The organism is Sorangium sp. So ce1504 (assembly GCF_051521635.1).
Taxonomy (GTDB): Bacteria; Myxococcota_A; Polyangia; order Polyangiales; family Polyangiaceae; genus Sorangium; species Sorangium cellulosum_B.
The window spans coordinates 2,251,559-2,266,501 of the sequence record NZ_CP150365.1 but is presented as its reverse complement, the minus strand read 5'-3'; the positions used below and the strand labels follow the sequence as shown (position 1 = coordinate 2,266,501).

Below are 14,943 nucleotides of genomic sequence, written 5' to 3'. Positions count from 1 at the left end.
CTTCCCGTTCCCGCCCCGAGACGATTGCGAGCACAAGGCCATACGCTGTGAAGAGAATCAGAGCGGGGCAGGCGGAGCGGGAGGCGTGGGCGTCGGAGGGACCGGCGGCGCGGCAGGGAGCGGAGGTGCCACGGGGACCGGAGGAGCCGGGGGAGGGCCGACGCCCGTGGGGTGCGTGCCCAGCGACGGGCAGACCTGGACCGCGGACGCGGCCTGCGGCGTGTTCGTGTCAGCGACGGCGAGCGACGGGGGTGACGGGAGCCCGGGTGCACCGGTGAAGACGCTCGCGGAGGCCATCCAGCTCGCCGCGCAGATCGAGGACAAGGAGGCACGGCGCGTGTACGCATGCGCCCAGACGTTCGAGGAATCGCTCACCGTGACGGCGGGGGTCACCCTCTACGGTGGCCTCGATTGCGACGCAGACTGGCAGTGGGAGGAGGCGAACAAGACCACCCTCACGGCGGCGCCCGGGGTTGTGCCCCTGGCCATGCGCGCTCAAGGCGAGACGGTGCGCCTGGAGGATCTTCATGTCATCGCTCCGACGATCGATCCGGACGATGCGGGGACCTCTGCTATTGCGGCGATCGCCGAGGGCTGCGCGGTCGACCTGGTTCGGTCCACCTTCGAGGCGGGCGATGCAGCGCCCGGTGCCCCGGGGACGGCCCCTTCTCCGCAGCCCGCGCAACTCGCCCAGGGCGCCCGCGGGAGCGCTGCATGCTCGGCGAACACAGTATCGACCGCTGCGCCACCGCCCAATGAGTGCGGCACCGCGGACACCTCCGACGACTCGTTCGGGGGGCGGGGCGGGAATGGCGAGGAAACGCGCGGGCGCGATGGCGGCAGCGGTTCTCCCAGCGCGGAGACCAATCCCAACGCTGGCGCATACCTGGCCGGCGACGAGGAGTGTACCCAGGGCCGGCAAGGCAGAACGGGTGACGTCGGCGCACCAGGCGCAGGGGCAGTCGGCATCGGCCAGCTCTCCAGCGCCGGCTACACCGGGTTGTCCGGCAGCGATGGCCAACGCGGAACTACCGCCCAGGGCGGCGGGGGTGGCGCCGGCACCCGCGGGAACACATCGTGCCCAGCTGGCACCCGGGGCGGCGCCAGCGGCGGCAACGGCGGCGCCGGCGGCTGCGGCGGTGCGGGCGGCAGGGGCGGCTCTCCCGGTGGGTCGAGCATCGCCCTGGTGAGCGTCAACGCGACGCTCACTTTCCGTGAGGTCGTCCGGCTGACCGCCCGTGATGGCGGCAGGGGCGGCGACGGCGCCGCCGGCCAGGCGGGCGGACGCGGCGCCTATGGCGGGCCGGGCGGGATAGGTTCGCCCCAGAACTTCGTGCCCGACGGCTGCAGCGGCGGGCAGGGAGGCCAGGGAGGCTCCGGCGGCCGGGGCGGCGGCGGTCAGGGCGGCCATTCCCTCGCTATCGCCTTCCAGGGCACTCCGGGCACCGCCCCGTCCCTCGAGGGCGTGATGGTCCAGTTGGGCATGCCCGGCGACGGCGGCATTGGCAGCGGTGTCGAGCAGGCCGGCGATGCGGGTCAGGCCAGCAGGCTGCTGGATTTCTCGTCTCCTCAGCGAGCGCCGACGCCATGACGTCCTGCCGGCGTCTCCTCCTCGCTCCGCACCGCGCGGACGACGCCGGCTTTCGTCATGTGATGGTCCCTCAGAAAGGCCGAGGCGGCGCAACGTTCTTCCTCTCCGTCGCAGGCGCTTCGCCCGGCGATGCGCCACGTCCAGTGGGCGCCGTGGATCGCGCAGCCGGCTCCCCATACACCGCGTCCTCCGGCGGCGGCACCTTCGCCAGGCCTGCCCTCTCGCCGGCCTGCAGCGTCCGTTCTCCCGTCACCGCCGCACGCGACGGCAGGCTCACCTGCCCCGTTGTCGCCGCCGGGGCGGGCCGCTTGGCGCCCACCTTCGGCGCGACTTGCGGCGCCTGTGCCGCCTGACCCGCCCCAGCGTCTCTGGCGTCCCCCTCCCCGACCCCGACCGCCTCCACGCCCTTGGGCGCCGCATCCCCAACCTCGGCGGGGGCCCCTGCCACCGCCGTCGTCGTCTGCTCCGGAGCAGACGACGCACCGAGCGTCGCCGCCGCAGCGGACCGCTCCCCTCCCCGAGCGAACGCTGCCGCCGGGTCGCCGCCGCCGTCCGCTCCCGCAGGTGCGACCGGCAGCTGCTCCCGGCGGCTAATCCACACGGCGACCAGCGCGCCCACGATCAGGCCCACCGCAAGCGTCACGACCACGTCAACGGCCCTGGATTTCCCTCTCTCTCGCCTCACCTCGCCGTTACTCGCCCCCCTGGCTGCGGGTTGAGCGCTTGCGACGGGCGCGCCGCCCCTCTTCGCCTGCTCTCTTGCCGCATCCATGATCGCAGCCACCGCCCGCTGCTGCGCTGCGGCCAGCTGATCTCGCATCACGACGGTTCCGCGATGTGTCACCACCGGCCTGGGGTCGACGACCGGCGCCCCGATCGGCATCCCGGCGCTCGAGGCCCCACCGACCTGTTCCCCCGCGCCCGGCCCTCCGAAACGCGCTCCCCCGCTGGCCGACCTCCCATCCCGGACCGACACCACGCTCGCTGGCTGAATCCCCTGCCCCTGCCTCGTCGCCTCCGCTTCCACCCCCGCCTGCCCGCCTGCCCCGCCGCGGTCTTCCCCCCGCCGCTCTCCCGCTCCGACCGCGCCACCGGCACCGTCGTCGCGAGTTCATCCACGCTCGCGCCCTGGCTCCACGCCGGCGCTACCGCCGTCTCCCCGCCCTCCTGCTTCACGACGGTCTCCGGCAGCGCCTCCCCGCCCTCTCCCGCCACTCCGCACCCATCCCAGCGCTCCACCGCCGCCACCCGCTCCACCCCCGCGCCTCCCGCCATTCCCGGCCCTCGCGGCACGAACACCGCCAGCTCCCGCGCCACCTCGTCCGCCGACGCGAACCGCTCCTCCCGCGCCCTGCGAAGGCAGCAATCGACGATCCGCACGAGCCGCTCGTCCACGCGCCGCAGGTAGCGCGACACCTTCGGGATCTCCCCCTCCAGGATCTGCGAGATCAGCTGCGTCCCGTCGCCCTGGAACGGCCGCACGCCGGTCAGCATCTCGAACAGCACCACCCCGAGGGCCCAGAGGTCCGCCCGCGGATCGATGTCCCGGTCGGCGCGGACCTGCTCCGGGCTCATGTAGAACGGCGTGCCCACCGCCGCGTCGAGCGTCGACGTCGCGCCGCTCGCGATCGCCAGGTTCTTCGCCACGCCGAAGTCGAGCACCTTCACCACGAAGTCGCTCGCCTCCGGCGGCCGGTGCAGGAAGAGGTTCGCCGGCTTGAGGTCGCGGTGCACGATCTGCACGGCGTGCGCCGCGGCGAGCGCGCCTGCCACGTCGCGCGCGATCCGCGCCGCCAGCGGCGCGTCCAGCCGCCGCCTCGCCTCGAGCAGCGCCGCCACGCTCTCCCCGACGAGCATCTCCATGATCAGGCACGGCTCGGCGCTCTCGGTGCGGGCCACGTCGATCACGTCGACGATGTTCGGGTGCTGCAGCGCGCCGCACGACTGCGCCTCGCGCAGCAGCCGCTTCCGCAGCGAGGGATCCGGCCGGGCGATCACCTTGAGCGCCACCTCGCGCCCCGTGGCCTCGTTGGTCGCGGCCCAGACGACCCCCATCGCCCCCTGCCCGATCTTGCGGTGCAAGCCGGTACTTGCTGGCGAGCAGCATGCCCGGAAGCAGCTTGTACGCCTCGATCAGCCCCGACATAGGCCCCCAGGTAGCTCCCCCACCTGCGCAGGCTTACCATTGCGCTCGCGCGGCCGGAACGACGGATACCTGGCTCCCCCGCGCGCAACACCGCTCAGGGAGCGTAGGGGTCCTTCTTCTTCGCCTGGTCCCGCAGGCAGTTCGTCCGCATGAACCCTGTCTTGCCCGCGCACGGATCCACGGGTTGCCGCCGGGCGGCCGGTTGCTGCGCAGACCGCGACGGCGCGGGCGCGGGCTGCGCCGGAGGCTGACTCCTGGGCTGCGCCGCGACGACCGCCCGCGCCGACGCAGGCGCCGCAGCAGGTGGCGACGCCGCGACAGCCGACACCGCCGCCGCTGGAGTCGGCGCCTCCACCGCCGGCTGGCTCCGCTCCACCGACGCCGGCTCCACGCCCGCCGGCCCCGCGTCCGGCGCGCTGTTCGCCCCGCCGGCATCCACCGGCTCATCCACCCTGGGCGGCTCAGCCGCCACCGAAGCCTGAGGCGCAGCGGTCGCAGGCGGGGTCGGCGGATCCGGCGGCCTTGCCGCGCTCGTTGCGGCGCTCTCGATCCCGGCCTCCGGCATCGTCTCGATCCCAGCTGCGTTCTCCGCGGGCGCTGGCGAGCGCAGCGCGACGAAGAGCGCTGCGCCCACCAGGCCAGCCGCGCCGGCGGCGAGCGCCGCGACAGCCGCCGGGCCCGGAAGGCGCTTCCAGCCTGCCTGCCGCCGCGGCGGCGTCCGCGGCGCCCGCGGAGGCACCGGCGTTGCGCGCGCTGCCCAGGGCGACGGCTGCGCGCCTCGGCCTGCCTCCGGGCCCAGCACGAGCGGCGCGGTCGTCGATTTCCCCGGCTCACCGTGGCCCCATGCGGGCGGCGCGCCCAGCGCCGCCTCGGCGCTCGCCATGGCCTCCGGCTCGAGCCTCTGGGTCAGCTCGGCGTTCCACTCCGGCGCAGACGCCCCGCTCGCCGTCGGCGACACCACCGCCCCGCTCGCCATCGGCGACACCGGCGCCCCACTCGCCGTCAGTGACACCACCGCCCCGCTCGCCATCGGCGACACCGCCGCCCCGCTCGCCATCGGCGACACCGGCGCCCCTGCCGGCGCCGCGCCGGGAATCGCGGGCGCCTCCATCGCCGCCACCTGCCCGCCGCCCCCGCCCCCGACGGCAAATCCCGCTGCCCTCGCCCCCGCCGCCGTGTACCCCTCGAGGAGGTCCGCCACCTCCGCCGCCGACCCGATCCGCTCGTCCCGGTGGCGCGCCATGCACCGCGCCACGAGCTCCACGAGCCCCGGGTCCACCCGCCGCACGTACCGGGAGATCTTCGGTATCTCGCCCGTCAGGATGCCGGTGAAGACCGCCCTCGCGTCCCCCTGGAACGGCCGCATGCCCGTCAGCATCTCGAACAGCACCACGCCGAGCGACCAGATATCGGCCCGGTGGTCGACGTTCGGCTCGGCCCTCACCTGCTCCGGGCTCATGTAGAGCGGCGATCCCACCGCGCCGCCCGTCGCCGTGCGGATGCCGTCATTCACGGAGAGGTTCTTCGCGACCCCGAAATCGAGCACCTTCACCACCGGCTCGTCCGCGTCGGCCTCGCGGTGCAGGAAGATGTTCGCCGGCTTCAGATCGCGGTGGACGATGTGCAGCGCATGCACCGCCGCGAGCCCCCTCGCCACGTCTCGCCCGATCGACGCCGCCACGTCCGCGTCGAGCCGCCGCCTGCGCACGAGCAGGTCCGCGAGCGTCTCTCCGGTGAGCAGCTGCATCACCAGGAAGGGCTCGCCGAACTCGGTCTCCCCCATGTCATACATGTCGATGACGTTGCGGTGCCGCAGCGCCCCGCCATTGCGCCCTTCACGCTGCAGCCGCCTCCGGAGCTCGGGATCCGGGCGGTGAATCAGCTTCAACGCCACCTCACGCGAGGTGGACAGGTTGAGCGCCGCCCACACGACGCCCATGGATCCCTCTCCCAGCCGCCGCACAAGCTTGTACTTCTCGGCTATCACCAGGCCAGCAGCGATCTGCGTGAAGGAGGTGGACATCGAGCTCAGCAGGGTGGGTCGAGGCGCGTCGCCGCGGCGGGCGAGGTCGCTTTGCCTAGCGCAAACGAGAGGGCGACGCGGAAGGTAGCACGCTCTCCGCCGGGGTCCCTCGGGCGCTCCACCTCGCTGCGCCGCAAGAGATACCCCGCGGCCATGCCGATCCCCAGGAGGAGCGCCGCCGCGACAACGGCCATCGCGATCCACACGACAGGCGAGCGGGCGGGCACAGGAAGCGGCCTCTTCGGCTCGGGGAGCGGATCGAGCGGCACCGTGCCGCCGAGCGACAGCGCCTGTCCGAGGGGAGCGGCCGGACGCGCCAGCGACGCACTGGACTCTGATCGATAGGCGGCCGCCTGCTCGGGTGACATCTTGATCGTCCCGCGGTCCCCCAGCAGAGGATTGCTCGCCATCCGCTCCCGATGCCCCGGGGCCGCCGCCCCGCCCGCCGCCGGCTGCCCCGGCCACGCGCCCGCCGCCGGCTGCCCCGGCCACGCGCCCGCCGCCGGCTGCCCCGGCCACGCGCCCGCCGCCGGCTGCTGCGGCGCCGCGAGCGCCCCGCGCGGCCCTGACACCGGCGTGTTCGGGTGTCCCTGCGGGGCCTGCAGATGCGCCACGGACGCCGGGAGCGGCGTCCCGGTCGCCGGCGTCGGCGACCGCCCGGGAGCGGCCCCACCCCACGACCCTCGCCCGAGCTGCTGCGGGATCTCGTGCCGCAGCTCCGGCGACGACCCCGGCCTCGAGGGCGCGCGCTGCGGCGCCGACGGCGTGACGAACGGCTCGAGCGCCGCCGCGACATCGGCCGCCGAGCGCGGTCGCTTCTCGCGATCGCGCTGGAGACACTGCGTCACCAGGGCATCGAGGCCGGGATCGATCTGCCAGACAGACTGGGACACCGCCGGGATGTCGCCGTGCAGCACGTTTCTCAGGAGCTCATGCGCCTTGCCCTGGATCGGCCGCCTGCTCGTGAGCATCTCGAACATCACCACGCCGAGCGCCCAGAGGTCCGCGCGCGTGTCGATATCGCTCTGCGCCCGCACCTGCTCAGGGCTCATGTACGCCGGCGAGCCAATGAGGATGCCTGTCGCGGTCTTCACCTGTTGAGGACCCGCGAGGAACTTGCTCACGCCGAAGTCGAGTATCTTGACGATGGCGTCGCCCTCGCCAGGCTCGGTGTGGAGAAAGATGTTGGACGGCTTCAGGTCGCGGTGGATGATGCCCCGCTCGTGCGCGGCGGAGAGGCCGCGCGCGATGTCCCGAGCGATGCGCGAGGCATCGTGGATCTCCAGCTTGCGCTTGCGCTTGAGCAAGGACGAGAGCGTCTCGCCGGAGAGCAGCGGCATGACGAGGAACGGATCGCCGTTCTCCGACTCTGCAGCATCGTAGATATCGACGATGTTCCGGTGGCTCACGGCGCCGCAAGCGCGCGCCTCCCGCAGCAGCCGGACGCGGAGCTCCGGGTCGGGCCGCACCAGCAGCTTGAGCGCGACCTCCCGAGAGGTAGCCTCGTTGTGCGCTGCCCAGACGACGCCCATCGCCCCTTCGCCGATCCGCCGAAGAAGGCGGTATTTGCCGCAAATGAGCGCACCTGGCGGCGGCGCGGCAGGAGCCGAAGGGGACTGCATGGGGTGGTCTCGCTGGAGGACGGACGTGGCAGCAGGTCGACGGTGCTTGGAAGAAGTGTCGCAGGTGAGGCAGCGCACCGTCAAGAAAAGCTGCCGGCCGGGCTCGCAGAGCGCGAAGCCGGCTCCGGCGCTTCCGGTGTGGGCACGCGCTCAGCGCACGTGATCGTCGCCACGTCGTCGCTGCCCAGGAATCGCGGCGTTACCGTGGCGTCATTTCGGGAGGGGCGCCCCGAGCCGCGGAGAGGCCGAGTCTATTTCTTGAGCTTCGCCTCGCACTGCTTCTTCGCCAAGAACCTGAGATGAGCGCACGAGGCCGCGGATGGGGCAGGAGCAGCCTTCGCGGGCTGCGATGTCGCGGGAGGCGCCCCGAGCGTCGAGCTGCCCGGCTTCGCGCCGCTCGCCGTCCCCGGCGCCGTGCCCGCGCCGCCGCCTGGCGCCGACGCGCCGGCCGCGCTGCTCGTCGGAAGGGCGCTCGGCGCCGAGGGCACGGCCGGCGCCAGCGCCGAGGAGCCCGGCGGCGCCAGCGCCGAGGAGCCCGGCGGCGCCAGCGCCGAGGAGCCCGGCGGCGCCTCCGCGGATGGCGCCGAGGGTTCCTGCGCTGGGAGCTCCTCGTTCCGCGACGGCGCTCCCCCGCGCTCCGGCGCGGCGACCGTGTCTCCTCCGGCGCGGTCCAACGACGGCATCGCGCTCCCGGACACTTCCGGCGCGGCCGACGACGTCTCCGGCGACCTCAGCGAGATGAGCATCCCCACGAGGATCAGCGACAGCGCAGCAGCCACGATCGCGAGCGTCGCGGCCGTACGCTTGCGCCTCGGTTCGCCGCCGTGCGGGGCCCGCTCCTGAGCGTCCTGGGCCTGGTGCACCCCGACCTGATGGACCGACGGGTGGTTCGAGACGAGCGGGGTCGTCGACGAGCTCCCGGCCTGGCGCGGCGCGCCCGTTGCCGTTGTCGCGCCCGACCTGGAGTCCGAGGCGCTCGCGCCCGCTTCCGGGCCGAGCCTCGCGGCCGGCGCCGAGCTCCAGCTCGGCTGCGCGGAGATGCCTCCCGGCGGCAGCGCGCCAGCAGGGCCGAGGCCGCCTGGCCCCGCCCCTGCCTCGGGCATCGGCGGCGCGTTCATGCGCACCGTCATCGCCCAGGAGCCCTGCTGCGGCGCCGCCACGGGCGCAGGCTGCACCGGAGCGGCTTGCGCCGCGCTCGCCTGGGACGGCTCCGGCGCTGCAAACGCCGCCACCGACGACGACGGGGGCCGAGGCGCAGCGGCGGCAGGCCCCGCCGCCGGATAGGTCCCCGACCCGGCGCGCGGCCCCGCGGCCCCGGCCGCATCCGCGTTCCGCCGCGTGAGGGGCAAGGTCGCCACGTCCTCGTCCCGCAGCGCGCGCACCACGGACGCCGCGGCCAGGTGCTGGCCCGAGCTGCCCGGACGCCGAGGAACCGCGCCCGCCGCATGGCCGGCGCCCGACGCTGGCCCGCCATCCGTCGCGCGGCTCATGCCCGACGCTGGCCCCGCAGCCCCCTGCCCCGGCCCCAGCGACCTGTGCGCCTCAGGCGACTCCTGCACCGGCACCGGGGCCCGCGGCCCCCCACCGAGCAGCGCCAGCGGCAGCGCTCCCGCGCCCCCCTCGACGCTCCCCGACCGGTTCGCCACCGACGCGGGGTACGCCACCGACGCAGGCTGCGCCACCGACGCAGGCTGCGCCGCGAGGGCCGACCCGGGTTGCGCCACCGACGCAGGCTGCGCCGCGAGCGCCAACCCAGGTTGCGCCGCAAGCGCCACCGTGCCGCCTTGCGACTCCTCCCAGCCGCCGTCCACATCCTCGTCCGGGAGCGCCCCCCGCCCCTCCGGCGACGACTGCCGCAGCGCCGCGTCCCTGCCCGGACCCACGCCGCGCTCCGCGTACCGATCGAGCAGCGCAGCGACCTCCGCCGCAGAGCTGATCCGGTCCGCGCGATCCCTGCGCATGCAGCGGGCGATCAGGTCGACGAGCCCCTGGTCCACCCGCCTCAGGTACTTGGACACGGTGGGGATCTCGCCCGTCAAGATCCCCATGAACACCGCCTGCGCGTCCCCCTGGAACGGGCGCATGCCCGTCAGCATCTCGAACAACACGACGCCGAGCGCCCAGATGTCGGCCCGGTGATCGACGTTCGGCTCGGCCCTCACCTGCTCCGGGCTCATGTAGAGCGGCGACCCGACCGCGCCGCCCTGCACCGTGTGCAGGCCGTCGTTGACCGAGAGGTTCTTGGCGACCCCGAAATCGAGCACCTTCACAACCGGCTCGTCCATGTCCGGCTCGCGGTGCAGGAAGATGTTCGCCGGCTTCAGATCGCGGTGGATGATGTGCATCGCGTGCGCCGCCGCGAGCCCCCTCGCCACGTCTCGCCCGATCGACGCCGCCACGGGCGGGTCGAGCCGGCGCCGCCGCGCGAGCAGCTCGGCCACGGTCTCCCCCGTGAGCAGCTGCATCACCAGGAACGGCTCCCCGGCCTCGGTCTCCCCCATGTCGTAGATGTCGATGACGTTCCGGTGCCGCAGCGCCCCGCAGTTGCGCGCCTCGCGCTGCAGCCGCAGCCGGAACTCGGTCTCGGGCCGGTGGATCAGCTTCAGCGCCACCTCGCGGGCCGTCGCCACGTTCACCGCCGCCCAGACCACGCCCATCGCCCCCTCGCCGATCTGGCGCAGGAGCCGGTACTTCCTGTCGATCAGCACACCGGACGCGAGCAATGTCGAGCTCTTCGGCGAGGGCATCATCGGCTTTCCGGAAGCGCGACGCGCCCCGCCGTCACGGAGCGCGCACGGACGGCCGCGACCAGCAGAGCGATGCGAGCGACGGCGCACCCACGACGCCCCCGACGCCCAGCGCTCACGCCGCGCGATCCGTCAACCACCTGCGCCCGCGCGACATGACATCCGGTCCCCAGGTCCACGGGACAGCCTCCTGTGCGGGCATCCTACAGCAGATCTCCCTGGCGCGATACGTTCCCTGCAAGGACGAACGCACGAAGAAAACCGACGAGGAAAGAGGGAGAAGCCCGATTCGCTCCAGCCAGGCGCGGACCCACGCTCGTCGCCAGACCGGCAAATCACTCGTGGAGGAAAGCGAGGCGCACATGAGCGACACAACCGTCATGAAGGTCTCCTCCGGCCGCTCTCCGACAGGCCAGATGGGACAAAAATACCTGGCCTCCGGGATCCAGGTATCGATGCGGCTCTGGGAATGCGAGCCGCCAGGCGACGCCAAACAGCCGACCGCGCGGGATTACGAGACCGTAGGGTTCGTCATCGCTGGACGGGCCGAGCTGCTCATCGAGGGGCAAATGGTGCGCCTCGAGCCGGGCGACTCCTGGACGGTCCCCAAGGGGGCGTCGCACTCTTACAAGATCATCGAACCGTTCACCGCCGTGGAGGCGACGAGCCCGCCCGCCGGCGTCCATGGGCGGGACGAGACCGGGGCGACGCCCTCTGCCAAGACCTGAGACCACGAGGCGGGGGTCTCGCCCCCTGGAAGCCCGAGCTCACCCGGACCTCACAGCGCGGTGCCAGCGCCAGACGCGGGCTTCTCCTTGTCCTGCGCCCCCTTGGCGCGCCCCGCCGGCTGCGGCTCGGCGGCGCCACGCCCCGCGGACTTCTTGTCGTCCGCTCCGCCCGCCGCCGGCTTCTTCTCGCCCTCGGCGGCCTTCTTCTCCTCCGGCCTCGCTCCGGCCAGGTCGCCCGCGCCCGCCGCCCCCGCGCCGCCGGGCTTCGCCTCGCCCGCGCCCGCCTCGACGGGCGCCACGGGCGTCAGCAGCACCGCCGGCTTCACCGGCTCGGCCGCCGCCTTGTCGCCGTCGTCCACCGCGCCCGCGGCCTGAGCCGACGCCACGCGGACCTCATCCTCGCGCGGCTCGACCGGCGCCGGGTCGTCCGGTCGCGAGGTCGGCACGTACACCACCAGCCGATCCCCGGGCATCAGCGGGCTCCGCCGCGAGCGCTGGTTGATCCGCTCCAAGCTGCCGACGCTGAGGCCGTACCGGCTCGCGATCTTGCTGAACGAATCCCCCTCTCGCACCGCGATCTCGATGCGCTTCCGCCCCTTCAGCCCCTCGAAGTGCGCGAAGAACTCCTCCGAGCCGACCTCGATGACGCGCGCGCCGCCTTCGTCGAGCAAGAACACGCCGTCGTGGCGCTGCGACCTCGGGACGAACAGCTGGAGCGTCATCCCCTCATGGAGCGACGCCCCAGGCGCCAGCGTGTTCCAGCGGCAGATCTCGTCGGGCGTCACCGAGAGCACCGCCGCCAGATCCCGCAGCGCATCGCCCGCGACCACCCGATAGAACACCCGCCGGCGCCCCTCGTAGGAGAAGCGCTGCGCCGGGACCACCACGACCGGCTTCCCCTCCGACGACAGCGGCGCGCCGCTCGCGAGCAGGTGCTCGGCCGCCGCCGCCCCGACGCCCTCCGCCGCCGGGACGAACAGCAGCGCCCCGGGACGCACCGGCTCGCCAGCCCGCAGGCCGTTCAACGTCTGCAACGTCCACCGCGTCGTCCGCCGGAACGTCGCGATGTCGTCGAGCGACTCGCCCCAGCGGACCAGGTAACGCTCGAGCTTCGGCTCGCGCTCCAGGAGCTTCGGCATCGACTTCGCCGCGCGCGCCCCCGCACCCGCGGGCACCCGGACCTCCCAGCGCGCCTGCTCCTTCGCGTCCACCGGCGACGGCGGCGTGCGCTTCGCCACGAGCTGCGGGTTGAGCGCCTCGATCTCCGGCGCCGCCGCGCCCGAGGCCGCCGCCACCGCCTGCAGCGACACCCCGGAGCCCAGCGAGATCTTGTCGAACGTCACCGCCGGATCGAGCTCCACGTCGTCGCAGCCGAACACCGCCGGGTTCCGCGCCACGATCGCGATCGCGAGGATCTTCGGCACATAGAGCGCCGTCTCGAGCGGCATCCCCGCCTCGAGCCGCGACAGCTCCCAGAAGTCGTTCGTGTTGTACTTCCGGATCGACGCGAGCAGCCCCCCGTACCCCATGTTGTACGCCGCGAACGCGAGCTCCCAGCCGCCGAAACGCCGCCGCAGATCCGAGAGGTACCGCGCCGCCGCCAAGGTGGATCGCTCTGGATCCAGGCGCTCGTCGACCCAGCGGTCGACGGTGAGGCCATAGATGCGCGCGCCCTCCGGCATGAACTGCCAGAGGCCTGCCGCGCCGGCCGGGGAGTGGATGGTCGGGTCGAAGCCGCTCTCGACGAGCGAGAGCCAGAGGAGATCCTCCGGCAGCCCCTGCTCGCGGAGGACGCGGCGGATGGCGGCGCCGTAGCGGCCGCTCTTCTTGATCCACGTGACCACGGCGGAGCGGCCGCGCGGGTCGTCCTTGTAGTACTCGAGGTAGCGCACCACCCGGCCGTCCCAGCGGACCGGGATCTCGGGCAGCTCGAGCTGACGCAGCCAGGAGATGTCGCGGGTCTCCTCCGCTTCCGCCAGCGGGGCGGGCAGGCCCGCGGGCGGCAGGCCGGAGACCTCGAGGCGCGGCTCGCCTGCGCCGAGCAGGAGCGTGCCGTCGACCGGCCACGCGGGCCCGGCGCTCGGGGCCGCGCCGGGAAACAGCGCCAGGTCGATCGCGCGCAGCGTGCGGAGCTCGGGCGACTCGCCTGTGCTCGCCCCCGCCGGCGTCGCTGTGCCGGCGATGACCCGCCGCGCCGCCTCGTCCGGCGCGCCCGGCTCCCCCGGCTTGCGCGTGTTCTTCGCCGCGCCCTTCTTCGACGGCTTCGATCGCGCAGCGGCCTTCGCCGGCGCCTTGGCCGCGCTCTTCGCGCCGCCCTTCCCGCCAGACACGGCCGCCACCCTGACCGGCGCCGGCTTCTCCGCCTTGCCCTCGGCCGGCCCATCCTTCTTCGCGTCGGCCTTCGCCGGCTCCGCCTTCGCGGGCTCAGCTTTCGCCGCGTCGACCTTCGCGGGCTCCGCCTTCGCCGAGTCGACCTTCGCCGGCTCCGCCTTCGCGGGCTCAGCTTTCACCGCGTCGCCCTTCGCCGGCTCCGCCTTCTTCACGTCGGCCTTCGCCGGCTCCGCCTTCGGCGCACCGGCCGCAGGCCCCGCTACCTCCGAAGGAGGCGCCGCAAGGCCGTCGAAAGCGACGCCCGAGAGGGCGGCCAACCAGCCAAGACATACAAGCCTGCGTGCGGCGCGTCGGATCCGCATGTCAGGGACCGACCTGTCTCACGATGCGCCCGAGGGGTCAACTTTGGCTGCCCGCTGGAACCCAGCTCACCCTAGAGCGGTTCCCACCCGCCCTGGTACGAGCGTCGCAGAGCGGCGGTCACCCGCACAGGAGACGGGTCCAGATCGGCGTTTTCGGCGCGGAAGCGCACTCCAGTGCGCTGAGCACCGAAAACGTCGAGATGGGCCCGTATCCGAAGCGGGTGACCGCCGCTCAGGAGAGCAGCGCGATGAAGTCGCCGATCGCGGTGAAGGGCAGGCTCTCGTTCACGACGCCGGCCCGCACCGCAGCCCCGGGCATGCCGTAGACCACCGCCGAGTCCTCGCTCTCGGCCACCACCGTGCCCCCGGCCGCGCGGACCGCCCGCGCGCCGTTCACCCCGTCGTCGCCCATCCCCGTCAAGATGATGCCCACCGCGCGGCTGCCGCCCACCTGCGCCACGCTCCGGAACAGCCGGTCCGCGCTCGGAACGTACCGGTCCCCAGGCGCCGGCGCCCCCACCCGGATCCGGATGTCGCCGCTCAGCCCGACCCCGCTGCCCGGCGTCACCGCGATCTCCATGCACATCCTACCCGGGCACACATACGCCTTGCGGGCCACCACCTGCTCGCCGTTCTGCGCCTCGACCACCCGGAGGCCGCCCTTCCGATCGAGCCGCTCCGCGAACGTGCGGGTGAACTTGTCCGGCATGTGCTGCGCGATGAAGATCGCGCCGGGGAAACGATCCGGGATCCGGTTGAAGATCTCGAGGAGCGCCGTGGGCCCGCCCGTCGACGAGCCGACCGCCACGAGGTGGCGCAGCGAGACGCCGAGCCGCGACGACTCCTGCACCGCGCGCGGCGACGCAGGCTGCGCCGCCCGCGCCGGGGCCGGCGCGGCCGGCATCGGAGAGCGGGGGCGGAGGTAGCGCACCAGCAGGACCTTCTGGATGATCTCCCGCCGGATCTGCGCGTCCGCCGTGAACTGCCGGTCCGGCTTCGCCACGAAGTCGACGGCGCCCAGCTCGAGCGCCTTGAAGACGTTCTCCTTGTGGCTGTAGCTCGAGACGATGATGACGGGCGTCGGCTGCCTCGCCATCAGGATGCGGAGGAAGGTGAAGCCGTCCATGCGCGGCATCTCGAGATCCAGCGTGATCGCGTCCGGCCGGAGCTGCGCGGCTTGACGGAGCGCGTCGTCGCCGTCACCGGCCTTGCCCACGACCTCGATCTCGTCGCTTCCGCTCAAGATCTCGGCGATGTTGCGCCGGTTGTACGCGGAGTCGTCGACGACGAGCACGCGCAGGGGAGCGAATGTCATGAGCGCAAAACCTTCCGCCGGAGGTTCATTCTACCCCACCCGGAGCGCCATGGGACCAACCGTCGCCTGCGCAGCCTC

General features: G+C 73.5%; 8 protein-coding genes. 2 read left to right on the top strand and 6 right to left on the bottom strand.

What is annotated here, in order from left to right; all coding sequences use genetic code 11:
• Positions 1 to 274: 274 nt before the first annotated feature.
• A complete protein-coding gene (locus WMF39_RS08710; protein ID WP_437745082.1) occupies positions 275 to 1,591 on the top strand; it encodes a hypothetical protein in 1,317 nt (438 codons plus the stop codon).
• An 840-nt stretch (positions 1,592 to 2,431) separates the two neighbouring features.
• Here the strand turns inward: WMF39_RS08710 and WMF39_RS08705 are convergent.
• From WMF39_RS08705 to WMF39_RS08690, 4 genes are all read right to left on the bottom strand, one after another.
• Complete coding sequence (locus WMF39_RS08705; RefSeq protein ID WP_437745081.1) at positions 2,432 to 3,673, bottom strand: serine/threonine-protein kinase; 1,242 nt, start codon at positions 3,671 to 3,673, stop codon at positions 2,432 to 2,434.
• A gap of 158 nt (positions 3,674 to 3,831) precedes the next feature.
• Positions 3,832 to 5,760 carry a serine/threonine-protein kinase gene (locus WMF39_RS08700; RefSeq protein WP_437745080.1) on the bottom strand — a complete coding sequence of 643 codons (1,929 nt, stop codon included), beginning with the start codon at positions 5,758 to 5,760 and terminating at the stop codon, positions 3,832 to 3,834.
• A 5-nt stretch (positions 5,761 to 5,765) separates the two neighbouring features.
• Entirely contained in the window at positions 5,766 to 7,382 is a 1,617-nt protein-coding gene (locus tag WMF39_RS08695; protein WP_437745079.1) for a protein kinase domain-containing protein, read from the bottom strand.
• A gap of 251 nt (positions 7,383 to 7,633) precedes the next feature.
• Positions 7,634 to 10,132 carry a protein kinase domain-containing protein gene (locus WMF39_RS08690; RefSeq protein ID WP_437745078.1) on the bottom strand — a complete coding sequence of 833 codons (2,499 nt, stop codon included), beginning with the start codon at positions 10,130 to 10,132 and terminating at the stop codon, positions 7,634 to 7,636.
• Positions 10,133 to 10,491: 359 nt separating this feature from the next.
• On the opposite strand from WMF39_RS08690, the gene WMF39_RS08685 reads away from it, so the two are divergent.
• Positions 10,492 to 10,857, top strand: a complete 366-nt coding sequence (locus WMF39_RS08685; protein ID WP_437745077.1) for a cupin domain-containing protein — start codon at positions 10,492 to 10,494, stop codon at positions 10,855 to 10,857.
• 50 nt (positions 10,858 to 10,907) lie between these two features.
• Here WMF39_RS08685 and WMF39_RS08680 read toward each other — a convergent pair whose 3' ends face one another.
• Entirely contained in the window at positions 10,908 to 13,400 is a 2,493-nt protein-coding gene (locus tag WMF39_RS08680) for a transglycosylase SLT domain-containing protein (protein WP_437745076.1), read from the bottom strand.
• Between the two features lie 382 nt (positions 13,401 to 13,782).
• On the bottom strand, positions 13,783 to 14,865 hold the full coding sequence (gene cheB, locus WMF39_RS08675; RefSeq protein WP_272101288.1) for a chemotaxis-specific protein-glutamate methyltransferase CheB: 1,083 nt from the start codon (positions 14,863 to 14,865) through the stop codon (positions 13,783 to 13,785).
• Between the last annotated feature and the right edge of the window lie 78 nt (positions 14,866 to 14,943).